The 18,110-nt window shown below is 62.7% G+C and carries 17 protein-coding genes; 14 read left to right on the top strand and 3 right to left on the bottom strand.

Going from position 1 to position 18,110, the window contains the following annotated elements:
- The first annotated feature begins 1 nt into the window (after position 1).
- Positions 2–1,096, top strand: coding sequence for an ABC transporter ATP-binding protein (locus J8I29_RS26005; protein ID WP_209433876.1), 1,095 nt, complete (start codon positions 2–4; stop codon positions 1,094–1,096).
- A 96-nt stretch (positions 1,097–1,192) separates the two neighbouring features.
- Here J8I29_RS26005 and J8I29_RS26010 read toward each other — a convergent pair whose 3' ends face one another.
- Positions 1,193–2,188, bottom strand: coding sequence for a helix-turn-helix domain-containing protein (locus J8I29_RS26010; protein WP_245197381.1), 996 nt, complete (start codon positions 2,186–2,188; stop codon positions 1,193–1,195).
- 87 nt (positions 2,189–2,275) lie between these two features.
- On the opposite strand from J8I29_RS26010, the gene J8I29_RS26015 reads away from it, so the two are divergent.
- Complete coding sequence (locus tag J8I29_RS26015; protein WP_209433877.1) at positions 2,276–3,376, top strand: DJ-1/PfpI family protein; 1,101 nt, start codon at positions 2,276–2,278, stop codon at positions 3,374–3,376.
- Positions 3,377–3,542: 166 nt separating this feature from the next.
- Here the strand turns inward: J8I29_RS26015 and J8I29_RS26020 are convergent, their stop codons facing one another.
- On the bottom strand, positions 3,543–4,553 hold the full coding sequence (locus tag J8I29_RS26020; protein ID WP_105865597.1) for a GntR family transcriptional regulator: 1,011 nt from the start codon (positions 4,551–4,553) through the stop codon (positions 3,543–3,545).
- Between the two features lie 598 nt (positions 4,554–5,151).
- Here J8I29_RS26020 and J8I29_RS26025 point away from each other — a divergent pair.
- From J8I29_RS26025 to J8I29_RS26075, 11 genes are all read left to right on the top strand, one after another.
- Positions 5,152–6,228 carry an ABC transporter ATP-binding protein gene (locus tag J8I29_RS26025; RefSeq protein ID WP_209433878.1) on the top strand — a complete coding sequence of 359 codons (1,077 nt, stop codon included), beginning with the start codon at positions 5,152–5,154 and terminating at the stop codon, positions 6,226–6,228.
- Between the two features lie 51 nt (positions 6,229–6,279).
- Positions 6,280–7,179 carry an ABC transporter permease gene (locus J8I29_RS26030; RefSeq protein ID WP_209433879.1) on the top strand — a complete coding sequence of 300 codons (900 nt, stop codon included), beginning with the start codon at positions 6,280–6,282 and terminating at the stop codon, positions 7,177–7,179.
- 3 nt (positions 7,180–7,182) lie between these two features.
- The gene (locus J8I29_RS26035; RefSeq protein ID WP_209433880.1) at positions 7,183–8,028 is read left to right on the top strand and encodes an ABC transporter permease; all 846 of its coding nucleotides are present in this window, start codon (positions 7,183–7,185) and stop codon (positions 8,026–8,028) included.
- Positions 8,028–8,768 carry an SDR family NAD(P)-dependent oxidoreductase gene (locus J8I29_RS26040; protein WP_209433881.1) on the top strand — a complete coding sequence of 247 codons (741 nt, stop codon included), beginning with the start codon at positions 8,028–8,030 and terminating at the stop codon, positions 8,766–8,768. The genes J8I29_RS26035 and J8I29_RS26040 overlap by 1 nt, the downstream gene beginning before the upstream one ends.
- Before the next feature lie 25 nt (positions 8,769–8,793).
- Positions 8,794–9,555: an SDR family NAD(P)-dependent oxidoreductase gene (locus tag J8I29_RS26045; RefSeq protein WP_105865593.1), complete on the top strand. Its 762-nt coding sequence runs from the start codon at positions 8,794–8,796 to the stop codon at positions 9,553–9,555.
- A 36-nt stretch (positions 9,556–9,591) separates the two neighbouring features.
- Positions 9,592–10,827, top strand: a complete 1,236-nt coding sequence (locus J8I29_RS26050) for an extracellular solute-binding protein (RefSeq protein ID WP_105865592.1) — start codon at positions 9,592–9,594, stop codon at positions 10,825–10,827.
- A gap of 170 nt (positions 10,828–10,997) precedes the next feature.
- Positions 10,998–12,092 carry an ABC transporter ATP-binding protein gene (locus J8I29_RS26055; RefSeq protein WP_209433882.1) on the top strand — a complete coding sequence of 365 codons (1,095 nt, stop codon included), beginning with the start codon at positions 10,998–11,000 and terminating at the stop codon, positions 12,090–12,092.
- Positions 12,093–12,148: 56 nt separating this feature from the next.
- Positions 12,149–13,030: a polysaccharide deacetylase gene (locus J8I29_RS26060; protein WP_209433883.1), complete on the top strand. Its 882-nt coding sequence runs from the start codon at positions 12,149–12,151 to the stop codon at positions 13,028–13,030.
- Positions 13,031–13,129: 99 nt separating this feature from the next.
- Positions 13,130–13,462 (top strand): hypothetical protein, encoded by a 333-nt coding sequence (locus J8I29_RS26065; RefSeq protein WP_105865658.1) that lies wholly within the window; start codon positions 13,130–13,132, stop codon positions 13,460–13,462.
- Complete coding sequence (locus J8I29_RS26070; RefSeq protein ID WP_209433884.1) at positions 13,452–14,537, top strand: GTP-binding protein; 1,086 nt, start codon at positions 13,452–13,454, stop codon at positions 14,535–14,537. The genes J8I29_RS26065 and J8I29_RS26070 overlap by 11 nt, the downstream gene beginning before the upstream one ends.
- A gap of 49 nt (positions 14,538–14,586) precedes the next feature.
- A complete protein-coding gene (locus J8I29_RS26075) occupies positions 14,587–15,810 on the top strand; it encodes an extracellular solute-binding protein (protein ID WP_209433885.1) in 1,224 nt (407 codons plus the stop codon).
- A gap of 90 nt (positions 15,811–15,900) precedes the next feature.
- Here J8I29_RS26075 and J8I29_RS26080 read toward each other — a convergent pair whose 3' ends face one another.
- A complete protein-coding gene (locus J8I29_RS26080; RefSeq protein ID WP_209433886.1) occupies positions 15,901–17,283 on the bottom strand; it encodes a PLP-dependent aminotransferase family protein in 1,383 nt (460 codons plus the stop codon).
- A 305-nt stretch (positions 17,284–17,588) separates the two neighbouring features.
- On the opposite strand from J8I29_RS26080, the gene J8I29_RS26085 reads away from it, so the two are divergent.
- Positions 17,589–18,071: an MSMEG_0572/Sll0783 family nitrogen starvation response protein gene (locus J8I29_RS26085; RefSeq protein ID WP_105865586.1), complete on the top strand. Its 483-nt coding sequence runs from the start codon at positions 17,589–17,591 to the stop codon at positions 18,069–18,071.
- Positions 18,072–18,110: the final 39 nt, after the last annotated feature.

Genomic DNA, 18,110 nt, shown 5'->3' on the forward strand with positions numbered 1-18,110 from the left:
AATGGCAAACCTGTCGCTTCAAGGCGTCCGCAAGAGTTTCGGCAGCGTCGATGTCCTGCACAACATCGACATCGAGCTGGACGATGGCGGCTTTCTGGTGTTGCTCGGGCCTTCCGGTTGCGGCAAATCCACGCTGCTTTCGATCATCGCCGGGCTGGAGCCGGCCTCCGGCGGCGATGTCGTCATCGGCGGCAGACGGATGAATGACGTCTACCCCAAGGACCGTAACATCGCCATGGTTTTCCAGTCCTATGCGCTCTACCCGACCATGTCGGTCGGCCGCAACATCGGCTTCGGCCTGGAAATGCGCGGCGTCGGCCAAGCCGAGCGGAATGCGGCGATCGACAAGGCGGCCAGCCTGCTGCAGGTCAAGCATCTGCTCGACCGCAAGCCCGGCCAGCTTTCCGGCGGCCAGCGCCAGCGCGTGGCAATGGGGCGCGCCATCGTGCGAAACCCGGAATTATTCCTGTTCGACGAGCCGCTATCCAACCTGGACGCTCAATTGCGGGTCGAGATGCGCACCGAGATCAAGCGGCTCCACAATACGCTCGGCACCACAATCGTCTATGTTACGCATGACCAGGTCGAGGCGATGACTCTGGGCACGCTGGTCGCGGTCATGAAGGACGGCGTCATCCAGCAGCTCGCCGACCCGCGGACGATCTATGACCGGCCCGCGAACATGTTCGTCGCTGGTTTCATCGGTTCGCCCTCGATGAACTTCGTCGAGGCCACGATCGCACTCGAGAACGGCAGGGCCACGATCAGGCTGTGCGACGGCCAGGTTCTGGATATCCTCGTCGCAGATGCCGAGAAGACCGGTTTCGACGGCAAATCGGTCATTGTCGGCATCCGGCCGGAGGCGCTGACATCGGGTTCCGTCCCCGGCGCCACACTGAAGGGCAGGGTCGACGTCGTCGAACCGACCGGACCGGACACGATGGTGATCGTGGACGTCGGAGGCAAAAAGCTGACAGCCCGGCTCGGAGCGCGGGAAAGCCCAACCCTCGGCGAACAGATTTCGCTCTCCGTCGATCTCGCGGGGATTAGCCTGTTCGATCCGGCGACCGGCCAGCGCTGGCAATTCCCGAAATAAGATCGCGCTGCAAATTTTCAGGCGAGCGCACATCGGCGAGCCTGCGAGCGAACTTCCACGGCGATGGAAGAACACCGAGGTCCGAATAATACTGCCTTACCCCGTTCTGAAGCGATCACGATAGAAACCCGGCGTAATGCCGAGCCGCTTCTGGAATGCCCTATGCAACGCGTGGAGGCTTCCAAAACCCGCGCGTTCGGCAACACGAGCCAAGGGCCAGTCCGACGTCTCCAGCAGCGTCTTTGCGCGTTCGATCCGGGCAACCTCGACAAATTGGGCAGGTGTCGTGCCTGTCTCCTTATGGAACGATCGCGAAAAGGTTCGCTCACTCATACCCGCACGTATCGCAAGAGCAGGTCCCGACAGATCGCCGATGGGGTCTTCTATGATTTCGTTGACCAGGTTGCGCAGGCGCGGCGTTGCCATGGCCTGGGTTGCCAACCCCGAACTGAACTGGGACTGGCCTCCCGGCCTGCGCATGAAAAGTACCATTTGCCGGGATACGGACAGGGCCGTCTGCGCACCGCAATCGGCCTCCACCAATGCGAGGCACAAGTCGATTCCGGCCGTGATGCCGGCCGAGGTATATATAGGCGGTTCGGCCACAAAGATCGCGTCTGACTCGACATCGACCTGCGGGCGTAATTGCTTGAGGAGAGCCACCGAGTTCCAGTGCGTCGTCGCGCGCCTGCCATCGAGGAAGCCCCCTGCAGCGAGAACGAAAGCGCCCGTGCACACGCTGGCAAGCCTGCGGGTTCGGCCGGCGCGCGCCCTCAACCACTCGATCAGCCCGGTCTGGAAGATGACTTTTCGCAATCCGTCTTCGCTGCCTCCGGCAACGATGATCGTATCGATGTCATCCGGCAGATCGTCGAGTGCGACGGCATTGCCGAGGCAAATCCCTCCGGCCGAACTGCAAGTCATCGATCCGCCTGCCGGCGACGAGAGAACGAGTTCGTAAGGCGCCACATGCCTGGCCTTATAGAGGTTCGCCATCGCGAAAACCTCCATCGGCCCGACCACATCTAGGGCCTGTACGCCGTCATAGCCAATCACGGCGATGAGCCTTGGTTTTCGAGATCGATCCTGCATTGGCGTAAAATGCGATAGTTTTGACGTTTTCGCCAGGGTGTTTCAGCACCTACTTTGGCGGTGCCTGCTTCAACCCGAGATAGCCTGATGCACCGCCTTCTTCTTAAAGCCCTTTTCTTCCTCTTCATGGTTGTGCCGATCTCATTTCATGCCGACAAAACACCGGCTGCCGAAATGGGCGCTTTTCGATTGCCGCCTGCCAAGCCCGGGCGCCCTCGCCCGCTCATCGCGATCGTGGCCGACAATGCCGGCACCGAAACGACCGATCTCATGGTTCCCTATGGCGTGCTGAAGGAAGCCGATGTCGCTGATGTCGTCATCGTTTCGACGCATCCCGGTCCAGTCACCCTGATGCCCGCACTCACAATCCAACCGGACATGACCATGCGTGCATTCGATGCGATTCACCCCGACGGCGCGGATATTGTGATCGTGCCGGCGCTGCATGACGACAAGAACGAAAGCGTCATCAACTGGGTGCGCGAGCAAGCACACAGGCACGCCTTCATCGCCTCCATCTGCGAAGGCGCATGGGTTGCCGCTCGGGCCGGCGTTCTCGACGGCCGGGCGGCAACGACCCACTGGTACGCGTTGGCCAAGATCGCGCGGACATTTCCCCGGATAGTATGGGTTCGAGACAGGCGCTATGTCGTCGACCGCAATGTCATGACCACCACTGGTGTGAGCGCCTCCATTCCGGCAAGCCTTGCACTGATCGAAGCGCTGGCCGGACGTGCCAGGGCCGAAAGTGCAGCGGCCACGATCGGAGGCCACGCCTGGAAACCAACGCACGACACAAGCCGATTCCGCCTCACGGCAGGACACGTGTGGACGGTCACCAAAAACGCACTTTCGCCCTGGCGGCATGAAATGCTGTCCATTCCGGCAACGAACGACTTTGATGAAATTGCGCTGGCTCTCACCGCCGATGCGTGGTCGAGGACTTATCGCTCTCAGGCGATAATCGGTCCATCCAAGGGCCTCATCCGATCACGTCATGGCCTCATCTTGTTGCCAGACGCGGCTCCCGCGAACAAGTATCCCCAATTGTCTCTTCCTCGCACAAGGCCGACGCAAGCTCTCGATGAGGCTTTGACCGCAATCGCGAGCCGCTATGGCAATGCCACGGCAGATCTTGTCGCGCTTCAGTTGGAATATGGTCGCAATGATCCGCAAATGGCGAATTAATCGCCTAAATCCGTTATCGCCCCAACCGGCGGCATCGCTATGGTGAGCCAACGGGCAAGGACCGTCCTTTCCCGGAGGGCACCGCTCACCCCTCGCCGATAAAGCTTGGTTGCTTAGCCTCGATTTCCGCGCGTTTGGAGAAGTCGGCGGGCAGCCGAGGAGACACTTACTCTGCGATCCTGGTCAAATACGACGCGATCGACTGCGGTGCCGGGATCACCGCCACGATCTTCATCTGCGCGATGTTCCGGTTTTTCGCTTCTTCCAGATGAGCGTCGAACATCGCAGCCGCGGCATCGATCGCCCCGCGCATCAGCAATTCGACGATCAGGCGATATTCGGAAATGGCGATACGGTCGCGCGGCAGGCCGAATTGGCGCAGCAGCCGCTCCGAAGCCACGACCGGCAGCAGATTGTCCCTTATCAGGTCGCGCAGCCTTTCGTTCGGGGTGGCCATCACGCAGGTTTCGACGAGTTTTGTCTCCAGCCCCTCCCCCTCGACCAGATCGGCATCCGATACGGTTCTTTCGGCCTCGGACAGGCTCTCAAGCAGGGCCGTCAATCGTGCCCGATCGATGCGAGGAGCGGCCGACACCAAGGCAGGAGGCTCGAGGATGCGCCGCAGGGCAAAGCGATCCTTGATAGATTTTGCGGTGAGTGGTCCGGCGATCCAGTGGGAACTCTGGTTCTTATGCACCAGTCCCCTTTCCTGCAGGCGTCCGAGCACGTCCCGCACCACGGTGCGGCTGACATGGAAGTGATCCGCCAGCTCGGTCTCGATGATGCGGTATTGTCCGAATACGACGCAGGCAGCGACATCGGCCTCGATGGAATCGTAAATGCGTTCCCAGGTCGACCTGCTCTGCAGCGCTTCGTCGATTGCCTCGGGCACCATCAGACCCAGCGTCTTGATATCGGTGCGCAAGGGCGCGACGCGCCGTCCCGGTGCCCCGACGAGATAACCGCGCCCATCGAAACGGTGGATGAGCTGTTCGGCCTCTAGGCGGAGCAGGGCCTTTTGCACCGGGGCACGCGATGTCTGAAAGATCTCGGCGATAGGCCCCTCGAGCAAGACCAGCCCCCGCGGCAGCAGCCCGTCGGCGATATTGGCACGCAAGACGTCTTCGACAATTTCGTAGCGCCGCTGGGCGGTCTGGCGAGGCTTGGACAATGGCATGCCGTAAACGGACCTCCTTGCGGGCGTCATCGCTGACCGCCGCCTGAACTGCGTGTCTACCGCGTTTGGCACCGTGTGTCCTCGCACTCGGATAAATGATTTTTGCATACCATAATTCAATTTCCGCTGCGGAGAATTCATTTTCAGCGAAATTTCCCGCCTGATCTACACCACCAAGCCGCAATTTCTTCCGCCTCCCGGTCCTGCCCTTAGCCTCCGCCATTCCCGCCGAACGATCACGCATCATCGAAAAGCGCAAGAAACCTCGTTGAATATGGCCAGTTTCCAACAAAATTGGCGCAGACCTCGCCACCTCCCCGTCGGGGACCCAAAATGCGAGACCGCTCAGATTTTGGGCGGGCGATGCACAAAAAAGATTGTTGCATACAAAAATCGATTGAACTAAGATCCAAGCACTCATTGCCGCAGAAGCAATGCAGAGGCGAACTGAATCAAGCAAGTTGATCGATATTTGATCGGACGCGACCGTATTGCGGCCGCTCGATATTTATCACATCAAATTAAGTCACTGGTGAATCACGCTATTCCTAGGAATAGCTCGGCGCCTGCGTGGCCTAATACGACCCGGGAGGCTCGTTTGGCAGATGTGCTTCGTTTATCCGGCATCAGGAAGTCCTATGGCGACCTGCATGCGCTGGACGGTATCGATCTCACGATCCCCGACAATGCCTATGTCTCGCTTCTCGGGCCCAGCGGTTCGGGCAAGACCACGCTTCTGCGCGTGATCGCGGGATTTGAAGATCCCGACCAAGGTAGCGTCGCGCTCGGCGGCCGTCCCATCGACAATGTCCAGGCGCATCGGCGCGGCATCGGCTTCGTCTTCCAGAACTTTGCCCTGTTCCCCCATCTCTCCGTTGCCAGGAACATCGCCTATGGCCTTGAAAACCGTGAAGTCGGCGCGCTGACGGATCGCGCCGCCATTCGCCGCAGGGTCGGCGAAATGATCGAGCTGGTCGGTCTGGCCGGCCTGGAGGACCGCGGCGTCGCCCAGATCTCGGGTGGCCAGCGTCAACGCGTAGCGCTGGCTCGCACACTCGTAACCGAACCGCGCCTCGTGCTGCTCGACGAACCGCTCGGAGCGCTCGATGCCAATCTGCGGGCCCGGATGCGGGCGGAGCTCAGGAGCATTCGCGAACGCCTCGGCGTCACCTTCCTTCATGTCACCGGCAGTGAATCCGAAGCACTGGCCATGGGCGATATCGTGCTGGTGCTCGACCGGGGCCGCATCGCCCAGTCGGCGGATGCCGACACCATCTATAACCGCCCTGCCGCGCCTTCCGTCGCGCGCTTCCTCAACTGCTACAATCTGTTCGAGGGAACGCTCTCGGGCGCGGACTTTGTCGGACCGGCGGGCAGGTTCCCGACTGCCGGAAGCCCACGCCTCACCGGCGGAAAAACCGCCTACGCCGTCCGCTATGACCGCATTCAGGTGCGCCCGCTCTCTTCGGCCCTGGCGACGGACGAAGTGGGCGTCGAAGGCGCCTTCATCGCCAGCGAATATAGCGGCGCGGCGGTGAATTCCTTCTTCGCACTCGATAGCGGCCAGGTGGTGGAGGTGGAGACACATCTCAGCCATCGCCCTCCCGCCGCGTACGCGCCGCAGGAACGCTACGGCCTCGTCTGGAAGCGCGACCTTGCGCTCCTCTTTGCGTGAGCACCGGCCATGTCTCTTGCTGACCCCCGCCCCGGAACGGAGACCGACTGGATGACGACGCCTCCCGGCAGCGAAGCGGCGGCGCCGCAGGCTGCATCGCCGTCCAGGTCCCGCAACAAGACACTATGGCTGCTGGCCCCGGGCGTGGCATGGATGGTGCTCTTCCTGCTCGTCCCCATCCTGATGATGGTCTATGTCTCGTTCTGGACGCAGACCACATTCAAGATCGAGCCCATTCTCACCACTAGGAGCTGGGTCAGCTTCTTCACGAGCGATACCTATCTCCAGGCCCTCTGGACCACGATCCGCATCTGGCTGACGGTGCTGGCCGCGACCCTCGTGGTCGGCTATCCCACGGCCCTTTTCGTGGGCCTCTTCGTGCGCAACAAAGCGCTGCAGACCACGCTCCTGGTGCTGTGCGTCATCCCGTTCTGGACCTCGTTCCTGATCCGCGTCCTTGCCTGGCGCCCGATGCTGGGCAAGGAAGGCGCCATCAACCTGATCCTGCTCAAGGCCGGCATCATCACCCAGCCGATCGAGGCTCTGCTCTTCTCCGACCTCTCGGTTGTGATCGGCATGACGCAGATCTACTGCGTCTTCATGGTCGGCCCGATCGCCTTCATGCTCGGCCGGATCGACCCGAACGTCATCGAGGCGGCGCGGGATCTCGGCGCCGGCTTCTGGCGTATCTTCCGCACCATCATCCTGCCCCTGTCGATGCCCGGCGTGGTCGTCGGCTCGATCTTCGTTTCGGTGATGGTGCTGGGCGAATTCGCCACCTCCGCCGCCTTGTCCGGACGCAAGGTCAACCTGCTCGGCAACATCATCGTCACCCAGGTCGGCTCGCTCAAATGGGCCTTCGCCGCGGTGGTCGGCGTCGTCCTGACGATCGTCATGGGGGCGGTGGTCGCCGCCCTGCTGCGCGTCGTCGATCTCAGGAAGGAGCTCTGAGCCATGCAGGCACGCGGCGTCAAACCGGTCCTGGCCGTCTACACGGCCCTGTTCCTCCTGTTTCTCTACGGCCCCTTCGTCGTGCTGGCGATCCTGTCCTTCCAGACCGGGCCGGAAGGCGGGCCGCAATTCCCGATCATCGAATGGTCGACCTACTGGTACCAGCATCTCTTCGGCCTGACGCCTCCCTCGCGCATCGCCCCGCTGCCGATCGAAGAGAGCCTGGGGCGCTCGATCATCCTCGCTATCATGACGATGGTGGTCTCGACCGTCCTGGGCGTGACGTCCGCGCAGGCCTTCCGCAAGAAATTCCGGGGCTCGGGCATCGCTTTCTATCTGATCGTCCTCGGCATGATGGTGCCGGGCGTCTTGGTGGGCCTCGGCATGGCACTGGTGGCCAATGTCCTCGGCATCGACCGGCACTGGTGGGGCACGGCCTTCGTTCTCCACGTCGTCTATACCTATCCCTTCGCCTTCCTCGTCATGCTGGCGATCTTCAACCGCTTCGACCAAAGCGTCGAGGAGGCCTCCTGGTCCCTGGGCGTCTCGCCGATCCGCACATTCCGGAAAGTGACATTCCCGCTGATCTTTCCGGGCGTCCTGTCGGCGATGCTGTTCGCCTTCACCCTTTCCTATGACGAGTTCTCACGCACGCTCTTCGCCTCGGGGCGCGACCTCACTCTGCCGCTGGCGATCTACGGCACGTTCTCTGTCGAGATCCATCCCAATGTCTTCGCGTTCGGCGTTCTGACCACCCTGTTCTCGTTCGCCCTACTCGCGGTCTACGCAATCCTGATGGGCCTGTCGGTCCGTCGCGGCAGGCGCGTCGCCATCCAGGAGGAGGCATGATGCCCGGCCCGAAAACAGCCATCGTCACCGGAGCCGGCTCGGGTATTGGCAAGGCCATCGCCGAACGGCTTGCGGCGGACGGCTATGGCGTGCTCGTCAATGATCTGGCACTGGAGCGGGCGCAAGCCCTCGCGGACGCCATCCAGGCTGGAGGGGGCAAGGCGGTCGCCGCAGCCGGCGATGTCTCCCGCGAAGCAGATGTCGCAGCCATCGCCGCCGCGGCCAGAACGCATCTCGGCCCGGTGGACCTACTCGTCAACAATGCCGGCCATGTCCATCAATGCCTGTTCGAACATCTCGAACCCGGCGATTTCGATCGCATGTTCGCCGTGCATGTGCGCGGCACCTACCTGATGATACGGGCCGTGTTGCCGGCGATGCTGAAAGCGGGATCAGGCATCATCATCAATGTCGCATCCCAGCTCGGCCAGATCGGCGGGATCGAACTCGCCCATTACTCCGGAGCCAAGGCCGCGGTGATCGGCATGACCAAATCGCTTGCCCGCGAGGTGTCGAGCCGCGGCATTAGGGTCAACGCCGTCGCGCCGGGACCGATCAACACGCCGCTGGTGAAGGCTCTCTCGGATGACTGGAAGGACCGCAAGGCCAGGGAACTGCCGCTCGGCCGCTTCGGCGAGCCGGAAGAAGTGGCGGCGACCGTCGCCTTCCTCGCTTCCCCGGCCGCCAGCCTCTTCGTCGGCCAGACGCTCGGGCCCAATTCCGGCGACGTGATGTTGTGAACGCGCACAGGGAGAAGACAGCACCATGACGAAGGCACGCATCGTCCTGATCACCGGCAGCGGCATCGGCATCGGCCGCGCCAGCGCGAAAGCCTTCGCCGCCCTTGGCGACCATGTCGTGGTTACCGACATCCTGGAGGCGGAAGGCAAGGCCGTCGTCGAGGAGATCAAGGCGGAAGGCGGCTCGGCCGAGTTCATGGCGCTCGACGTTCGCTCCACCAGCGACGCGGATGCTCTCGTCGCCGATATCGAGGCCCGCCATGGCGGCATCGACGTCGTCGTCGCCAATGCCGGCATCGCTCATCGTGTTCCCCTCGCCAGTCTCGACGACGACAAGTGGGACCTCACCTTCGATATCGACCTCAAGGGCATCTTCCGCGTGGCGCGGGCTGCCCTGCCCGGCATGCGCGCCCGCAAATCCGGCGCCGTGGTCGCGCTGTCCTCGATCATGGGCGTCGCCTATGGCTGGGACGAGCACGTGCATTATTCATCGGCCAAGGCCGGTGTCGTCGGCCTGGTGCGGGGCCTCGCCGTCGAGGTTGCCCGCGACGGTGTCCGGGTCAATGGCGTGGCCCCGGGCTATATCCGCACCGCTCAGCTCCTCTCCAAGGAACATTCGCTCGGACCGGAAGGGGCCGAGGCAGCTGGCGCCTTCATTCCCATGGGCCGTATCGGCGAGCCCGAAGAGATCGCCGACGTGATCGTTTTCCTCGCCTCTTCCAGCGCTCGCTACCTCACGGGCCAGACGCTGGTGGTCGATGGCGGCCTGCTGGTGGGCCGCTACTGAAACAAAAGCAAATGAACCAGAACCGGAGAAGGAACGATGTCTGACCGAAGCGAGATGACGCGCCGCTCTTTGCTGAAGCGATCCGCGGGAATGATGGCCCTGGCCTTGGGCGGTGGCACGCCGTTCATGTCTTCCCGCGCTGCCTGGGCGCAGGGCAGCAGCCTGGCAGGCGAAAGCCTGCGCACGATCGGCTTGTCCGTTACGGTGCAGGAGCGCATCCTGGCCGAATTCAAGGCCGCCTCCGGCGTGGGCACGACGTCGGGCACCGCTGCAACCTTCCCCGATGCTCAGACCAAGATCCTGTCGGGCTCGAAGGACTATGATTGCTGGGAAGTGATCGCTGAACGCCTGCCCTCGGTGGTGATGACCAACAATGTCGCGCCGATCGCCGTCTCGTCGCTCAAGAACTGGGCCAATATCCGCGACACCTTCACCAAGCCGAGTGACAAATGGGATCCCAAGGCCCAGATCACCGGCCAGATCTGGCAGGACGATGCCCATAGCCAGCTGTGGATGGTGCCGGCCGTCTATAATTACGACTCCATCGGCTACAATCCGGACGTTCTGTCCGACGAGGAGGCCAACAGCTGGGCGGCGATCTTCGATCCCAAATGGAAAGGCAAGTCCGGCCTCAACACCGACCCGCTGATCGCCTTTGGGCAGGCCGTGATGGCGATGAACTCGCTGGGCCTGTCGGCGGTCAAGAACCCGGGCAATCCGTCTGAAGCCGAAATCGACGAGGCCGCTAAATTCCTGGTTTCGAAGAAGAAGGAAGGCCAGTTCCGTGCACTCTGGGGCGATTTCGGCGAACTGGTCAATCTTCTCGCCTCCGGCGAGATGGTGGTGTGCGACGCCTGGCAGCCCGCCGTGATGGCGGTCAAGGCCCAGGGCAAGGCCTGCAGATATGCCCGCCCCAAGGAAGGCTACCGCGCCTGGGCGATCGGCCCTTCGCTCATCGCCGGCTCCGCCAACAAGGAAGCCGTGGCCGCCTACGCCGATTATTGGCTTTCCGGAAAGCCCGGCATCACGGTTTCGGAACAGGGCTATTACTCGCCCACGACCAATATCAAGAACGAGATGGCGCCGGAGAAATATGCCTTCTGGTACGAAGGCAAGCCCTGGGTCGGCGCCGCCGAGCGCGGCATCAAGGAAGGCGACCTGCGCGACGGAGGCAGCCTGGCGGAACGGGCCGCCAACGTCGCCTATTGGCATCAGTGGCCGGACGCCTACGACCATCTCATCCAGAAATGGGACGAGTTCCTGAACGCCTGATCACGGTCCGGGCGGAAAGCACGCCTTCCCGCCCGCCTCTTCAGAGCAAAGTACGATTTCGTTGAATCGCACTTTTTCTCTAACCATTTGTTTTAACACGTTTTTCTCGATCGAAAAGTTTATCGGCTTTTCTGGAAAACGCTTTAGCCACTGCCGCGGAGCCTGACGCGATGGTCCACGATCTCGAACTCATCAAGGTCGGCAAGGTCTATGACAACGGCACACCTGCCGTCGCCGGCTTCGACCTTGCCGTGGCCAAGGGGGAATTCATCGCCTTTCTGGGGCCTTCCGGCTGCGGCAAGACGACGACGTTGCGTATGATCGCCGGCTTCGAAGCCATCTCCTCCGGCGACATGCTGATCAAGGGAACGCGCATCAACGACGTGCCGCCCGAACGGCGCCCGACCTCGATGATCTTCCAGAACTATGCGCTCTTTCCCCATATGACCGTCCGCCGCAATGTCGGCTATGGCCTCGAGGTCAAGGGACTGGCCAAAGCCGAGCGGGAGGCGAAGGTCGACCGTATCCTGGCCACGCTCGGCCTCGAAGATGTCGCCGACAAGCGTCCCGACAAGCTCTCCGGCGGCCAGCGCCAACGCATCGCCCTGGCGCGCGGCCTCGTCGTGGAGCCCGATATCCTCCTGCTGGACGAGCCGTTGGGCGCGCTCGATGCCAATCTGCGCAAGGCGATCCAGAACGAATTGAAGCTGTTGCAGAAGAGACTGGGCGTCACCTTCGTATTCGTGACGCATGCCCAGTCCGAGGCCCTCGCCCTGTCCGACCGCATCGTGGTGATGAACCAGGGACGCGTCGAGCAGATCAGCCCGCCGCACCAGCTCTACACCCGGCCGAACACGCCCTTCGTGGCGCAGTTCATCGGCCGCAACACCATTCTCGACGGCTCCGTCGGCGGTGTCGAGGATGGGCGAGCGGTGGTCGACACCCCGCTCGGTATCCTGCGCGGCACAGCAAACGGCGCCCTGGCGGAGGGCAGCGCCGCCAAGATCGTCGTCCCGGCCGAAGCCATAGAAGTCCGCTCGGCCTCTGAGGCGCGCGCTACCGGGATGGGCAATGCCATAGCCGCCACCGTCCGGCGTCTCGACGTCGTCGGGCACATCTCGCATCTGTCCGTCGAGCTGCCGGGAGGCCGGGCGGTGTCCCTGGAAGCGCATGTCGAGAAATACCCTCCGGGCCTCTTCGCCCCGGGAGGAGAGGTCGTATTGGCGTGGAATGCCGCCGAGGCAACCGTCATTCCGGCCGCCTGACCGACCACCTATTCAAGAAGACATCGATTTCAACATGAAATGAGGAGACCTCACCCATGGCAAAGGAAATTCTCTGCGGCTTCGGCGTCGACGTCGATGCGGTCGCCGGCTGGCTCGGTTCCTATGGCGGCGAGGACTCGCCGGACGACATCTCGCGCGGCCTTTTCGCCGGCGAGGTCGGCTCGCCCCGCCTGGTGAAGCTGTTCGAGCGCTTCGGCATCAAGACGACCTGGTTCATCCCCGGCCATTCGATCGAAACCTTTCCCGAGCAGATGCAAGCCGTGGCGGACGCCGGCCACGAGATCGGCATCCATGGCTACACCCATGAAAACCCGATCGCGATGACGCGCGAGCAGGAGATCGAGATCCTCGACAAATGCATCGATCTCGTCACCAAGCTTTCCGGCAAGCGCCCTACCGGCTATGTCGCGCCCTGGTGGGAGTTTTCCAACGTCACCAATGAGCTGCTGCTCGAACGCGGCATCAAATACGACCATTCGCTGATGCATAACGACTTCACGCCCTATTATGTGCGCGTCGGCGATTCCTGGACCAAGATCGATTATTCCGGCAAGCCGAAGGACTGGATGGTGCCGCTGAAGCGGGGGCATGAGACCGACCTCATCGAAATCCCGGCCTCCTGGTATCTAGACGACCTGCCGCCGATGATGTTCATCAAGAAGGCGCCCAACAGCCACGGCTTCGTCAATCCACACGACATCGAGCAGCTCTGGCGCGACCAGTTCGACTGGGTCTATCGCGAGATGGACTATGCCGTCTTCCCGATCACGATCCATCCCGACGTCTCGGGCCGCCCGCAGGTCCTGATGATGCTGGAGCGCCTCTATGCGCACATGGCCAAGCATCCCGGCGTCAAGTTCGTCACCATGAACGAAATGGCCGACGATTTTGCCCGGCGCTTCCCGCGCAGGAAGTGACGGCGGAGGCCGGGCCCCCTATCCTGGGCCCGGCCTTGAATACATTCGGGAGAGGCCGACGAGCCTTTCGAGCACGACGATGCGCCGAGGAAGATCTGCATGTGTTCGCTCTGCGGCATTCTGGGTGGCAATGAGCACTGGGCCGACGCCGTGGCCCGGCCGGGCGTCTTCACGCGCAATGGCGACAGGATCGATCGCCGCCGCGAGCGGATGAACCGCGTACGCATTGCCTGCCAAGTTCTGGAACCCTTCGGCATGAGCCTCTCCGACTGGCAGGGCGCTTCCTTCCTCCTGTCGACCAAAACCGGCAAGACCGAGATCATCGACGATCTCGGCCATCTGTGGCCGGCAGCCGAAAGGCTGGCCAGGCGCGACTGCGATCCGCTCTCCCTGCCGGTGATCGAAGCGATGGAGAAGCGCCATGGCCGATGACGTCCCGGCCTTCACCCCGGTCCACCTCCTTACCGGCTTCCTCGGTTCGGGCAAGACGACCTTGCTGCGGCGGCTCCTGTCGGATCCGGCCATGGCGCGCACCGCCGTGCTGATCAACGAATTCGGCGAAATCGGGCTCGACCACCACCTGCTCGAGCCCATTGACGAGACCATGGTGCTGCTGCCGTCCGGGTGCCTGTGCTGCACGATCCGCGGCGAACTGGCCCAGGCGATCCGCGATATCCATGCCAGGCGGGAGCGCGGCGACATCCCCTCCTTCGATCGGCTGGTGATCGAAAGCACCGGCCTGGCCGATCCTTTCCCGATCCTGTCGACCATCAAGGCCGATCCCGTCCTGCGGCATCATTTCCGGCCGGGCACGGTGATTGCGACCGTGGATGCGGTGAACGGCCGGTTCCAGCTCGAGACCCATGTCGAGTCGACACGCCAGGCCGCGATCGCCGATCGGCTCGTGCTCACCAAGACCGACATCGCCGACGAGGTGACGGTCGCCCGGCTCCTCGATCGGCTGCGGCGCTTCAATCCGGATGCGCCGATCCTGCGGGCCGCCGACGGTGACTTCGATGCCCCGGCACTGTTTCATCGGGATGATCTCGCTTCTGCAGGCCAGCCCGAGCGCTCGACCCGCGCATGGTTCCGCCAGACCTTTCAAAGCGACGATCCGGTCGCCCCCGAGACAGCCAGCGAGCCCGGCCATGAGCATGGTTCGGGCGACCGTACGCGGCATGGCGAACGCATCCGCTCCTTCGTGGTCACGGTCGATGAACCGATCGACTGGACGGCCTTCGGCATCTGGCTGACCATGCTCCTCAACCGTCATGGCGACCGTATCCTGCGGGTGAAGGGCATGCTCAACCTTGCCGGAGAGATTGCCCCGGTGGCAATCCACGGCGTGCAGCATCTGGTGCACCCGCCCGTGCATATGCAGGCCTGGCCCGATGACGACCGACGCTCGCGCATCGTTTTCATCGTGGATGACCTCGATTCCAGCTTGATCAGGCGCTCCCTGGCGGCCTTCAACAGATTGGCGGTCCCCCTGCCGCAGCGATCATGATCAAGTGATTTCGAATGCCATTGTCTCTGCCCCGCCGTTCGAGTTCCCCATGAAGGGAGATGCATTGGAAGAAAAGCTCCCCGCACCTGCCGTTCGCAGTACGGAACGACCGACCCTGCGGGTGTTGGGAACCGAGATTTCACACCTCGAGGAACTGCGCCTCAAGGCCGAAGCCGACCTCGGCATCAATGTCGTCTTCGACACCCAGGACTTCATCACCGCCCAGCACAAGGCGGCGGCCGAGCCCGGCAGCTATGACGTCTACGACCAGTGTTTCCACAACCTCGATATCGTCTGGTATTGGCGCGCCATCCAGCCCATCGATCTCACGCGCATCCCGCTCTGGAACGAAATCACCGATCTGACCAAGACGGGACGGCTCGACCCGGGCGCCCGCATCGGGTTCGGGGACGCTCCCGTGACCAAACTCTTCGTCCAGCCGAACCGCGCCTTGGGCCCGACACCTTCGCGCTGGCTTTCGATGCTGCCGACCACCCATAATTTCGATTCCTTCGCCTTCCGGCCGGATCTCGCCAATGGTGATGCCGAGCAGATCGTCTCCTGGGGGGCCCTGCTCGACGAGCACTGGCATGGCAGGGCGGCCCTGGTCGATGAGCCGGCGATCGGTGTCTTCGACGCGGCCCTCGCCGCCCAGTCGCTGGGGTTGATGAGCTTCGAGGACATCGGCAACATGTCGACCGAGGAGATCGACACCCTGCTCGGCATTCTGATCGAGCGGCGCAAGGCCGGTTTCTTCGCCGGTTTCTGGAAGACCGCGGCGGAGGCGGCCGGCCTGATGCGCGACGGCGGGGTCGTGATCCAGAGCATGTGGTCGCCCGGCATCACCGCCCTGCGCCATTGCAACGTGCCCGTGATGGAGGCGGTACCCCGCGAAGGCTATCGCGCCTGGCATGGCGGCTTATGCCTTTCGAGCAACCTTTCGGGGCGCATGCTCGACATCGCCTATGAGTATCTGAACTGGTGGCTGTCCGGCTGGCCGGGCGCGGTGATGGCCCGCCAGGGCTACTACATGTCCATCCCGGCCCGGGTTCGGGCTTTCCTGACGCCGGACGAATGGGCCTACTGGTACGAAGGCCTGCCGACGCAGGCCGATTTGCCTGGACCGGACGGCACCATCACCATCAAGGCCGGATCCGTGCGCGATGGCGGATCCTACCGCCAGCGCGCCAACTCGATCGCCGTCTGGAACACGACGATGGACGAGCACAATTATCTGGTTCGGCGGTGGTCGCGACTGGTGAACGCCACCTGATCCGACCTTGCCGTCGGAGGCAGACCGGCTTCGGAAAGCCGAAAGTGCCAACTGGCCCCGACAGCGCATAGAGCCTGCTGCAATGCCATGTTAGAAGAACGCGGCGGCAGTTTGCGGCGATCCCTCGAGCGCATGAGCCATGAACTCCAATCCAGCACGCAGCCGCTCGCGGCTTATCGGTCCGCCCAGACCAACGCGCACGATCTCGCTCGGCTCGCCTGCGACGGTGAAGACATCGCTTACCACCACGCCGATACCCGTGCGGCGGACATAGCTGGCAAAGGCCGATCGCGTCCAGCCATTGCCGAGCGGCAGCCAAATGTTGAAGCTCAGGGGATCGGACAGATAGGTGCCCGGTTCGAAGAATTGTGATGCCAGCTTCTCGCGGGCGGCGGCTTCCGCGCGGATGAAGCGCAGGATGGTGTCGGCGGTGCCGTCCTCGATCCAGCGCGTGGCCACGGCGACCGTCACCGGCGAAGCCATGACCGAGAGGGCTCGCAGCGCCGCACTGAACGACCAGCCTGCGCGCGCATCGGGCGCCACCACGTAAGCAAGGCGCAGACCTGCACCGATGCATTTGGCCAGGCCCGCTATGTGCCAGCAGATATCGGGTGCTATCGCCGCCAAGGGCGGCGGCCCATGCGTTGGAATGAAACCATAGGCGTCATCTTCGACGATTGGCAGCCGATGCCGGCGCGCCACCGCGCAGATCTCGGAACGCCGCCTTTCGGGAATGGTGACTGTGGTGGGATTCTGCAGTGTCGGATTGAGATAGAGCGCCTTCGGGCGATGACGCTGCACTGCCTCCTCGAGGGCCTCGGGCAGGATGCCGTCTCCATCGGTTTCGAGGCCGACGAGGTTGAGGCCAAGCTGTGCGGTGATGGAGCGCACGCCAGGATAGGTGATCGCCTCGGACAGCACCGTCTCGCCCGTTCTCGCGAGCAGGCTGAAGATCCCGACAAGGGCGGGATGTGCGCCGGGCGTGACGAAGATCCGCTCTTGGGCAGGCACCAGCGCACGACGGCCGAGCCAGGCGGACGCGGCATCCTTGTCCATCGGCGCCCCTCCGAAGCCCTGATACCGCAGCAACGGCAACAGATCCCGGGCTACGCTGACGAAGCCGTCCTGCATGCGGGCGACCAGTTCGGGATCGTCAGGTTCGGGCGGCATGTTCATCGAGAAGTCCGCAAGCTGCTGGCGCCGCGGGTCGCCGTCTTCCCGCAGAGTGGCGTTGCTGCGCACGAAGCTCCCACGCCCCACGACCGACTCGATCAGGCCGCGCTTGCCGGCCTCGACATAGCCCCGCGCCACCGTCGTGAAGTCGACACCCAGCATAGCGGCGAGCTTGCGCTGCGGCGGGAGGCGTGCGCCCACCGCGAGGACGCCCTGTGCAATGTCCTGCGCGATGGCGTCGGCGATGGCGAGATAAAGAGGGCCATCGTTTCGGGCCAGATCAGGTCGCCAGTCTTTCATGATGGCCTCCAGCCGCCTCACAGATTGACTGTATATTGATAGCTAGCACACCTGTCATCCATCATTTTAAAGAAAATTGACTGCATCTTAGCAGGACAGAGTGATGTTGGATTTAGAGGCAATTCGAACGCAGAATACGCATGGATTTTGATACTTTTGCTCGCGTCAGTCATAAATTGACTGCAGTATTGAATGTATAATTGGCTTTTTTGACGATAAATTGACTGCTTTAACGTTGGCATGATGATTGCTTTAATGGATGCGACACGCCGAGCGGCGTGTCCTGCCCATAGAGGAGGTTCAGCATGCCAGCCGTCACCAAGCCCGCGCATCAGAAGGGCGACTATTTCGTCGACTACGAGCAGAAGCTTTTCGACGACGTCAAAGCCGAGCCGGGAGAGAAGGCCCTCGTGACCTTCCATACCGTCGCCTTCGAAGGGTCCATCGGCTTCGTCAACCTGCTGCAGGCCACGCGCCTCAAGCGCAAGGGCTTCGAGACCTCGGTCCTCCTCTACGGTCCCGGCGTGACGCTGGGTGTCCAACGCGGCTTTCCCAAGCTGGGGGACGAGGCTTTTCCTGGCCATCTCAATTTCAACAACCAGATCGAGAAGTTCCTGGCGGAGGGCGGCAAGGTCTATGCCTGCCGCTTTGCCCTGCAGGCGCTCTACGGCCATGGCGAGCCCTCCCTCATCCCCGGCATCCAGCCGATCAGCCCCCTTGATGTGCTCGACCTCATCCTGCTTCACCGCAAGGACAACGCCTTCATTCTCGACACCTGGACCGTCTGAGGCCCGCATCGGCGGGGTCCGGCCCCGCCGCCCGACCCA

The sequence above is a fragment of the Labrys sp. LIt4 genome (genome assembly GCF_017813775.1).
GTDB lineage: Bacteria > Pseudomonadota > Alphaproteobacteria > Rhizobiales > Labraceae > Labrys > Labrys okinawensis_A.

Coding starts and splice junctions, on each gene's coding strand:
- J8I29_RS26045 (WP_105865593.1), top strand. CDS start 8,794: ATGACGAAGGCACGCATCGTCCTGATCACCGGCAGCGGCATCGGCATC.
- J8I29_RS26075 (WP_209433885.1), top strand. CDS start 14,587: ATGAAGGGAGATGCATTGGAAGAAAAGCTCCCCGCACCTGCCGTTCGC.
- J8I29_RS26065 (WP_105865658.1), top strand. CDS start 13,130: ATGTGTTCGCTCTGCGGCATTCTGGGTGGCAATGAGCACTGGGCCGAC.
- J8I29_RS26010 (WP_245197381.1), bottom strand. CDS start 2,188: ATGCAGGATCGATCTCGAAAACCAAGGCTCATCGCCGTGATTGGCTAT.
- J8I29_RS26080 (WP_209433886.1), bottom strand. CDS start 17,283: ATGAAAGACTGGCGACCTGATCTGGCCCGAAACGATGGCCCTCTTTAT.
- J8I29_RS26085 (WP_105865586.1), top strand. CDS start 17,589: ATGCCAGCCGTCACCAAGCCCGCGCATCAGAAGGGCGACTATTTCGTC.
- J8I29_RS26040 (WP_209433881.1), top strand. CDS start 8,028: ATGCCCGGCCCGAAAACAGCCATCGTCACCGGAGCCGGCTCGGGTATT.
- J8I29_RS26060 (WP_209433883.1), top strand. CDS start 12,149: ATGGCAAAGGAAATTCTCTGCGGCTTCGGCGTCGACGTCGATGCGGTC.
- J8I29_RS26035 (WP_209433880.1), top strand. CDS start 7,183: ATGCAGGCACGCGGCGTCAAACCGGTCCTGGCCGTCTACACGGCCCTG.
- J8I29_RS26050 (WP_105865592.1), top strand. CDS start 9,592: ATGTCTGACCGAAGCGAGATGACGCGCCGCTCTTTGCTGAAGCGATCC.
- J8I29_RS26015 (WP_209433877.1), top strand. CDS start 2,276: ATGCACCGCCTTCTTCTTAAAGCCCTTTTCTTCCTCTTCATGGTTGTG.
- J8I29_RS26030 (WP_209433879.1), top strand. CDS start 6,280: ATGACGACGCCTCCCGGCAGCGAAGCGGCGGCGCCGCAGGCTGCATCG.
- J8I29_RS26070 (WP_209433884.1), top strand. CDS start 13,452: ATGGCCGATGACGTCCCGGCCTTCACCCCGGTCCACCTCCTTACCGGC.
- J8I29_RS26020 (WP_105865597.1), bottom strand. CDS start 4,553: ATGCCATTGTCCAAGCCTCGCCAGACCGCCCAGCGGCGCTACGAAATT.
- J8I29_RS26005 (WP_209433876.1), top strand. CDS start 2: ATGGCAAACCTGTCGCTTCAAGGCGTCCGCAAGAGTTTCGGCAGCGTC.
- J8I29_RS26055 (WP_209433882.1), top strand. CDS start 10,998: ATGGTCCACGATCTCGAACTCATCAAGGTCGGCAAGGTCTATGACAAC.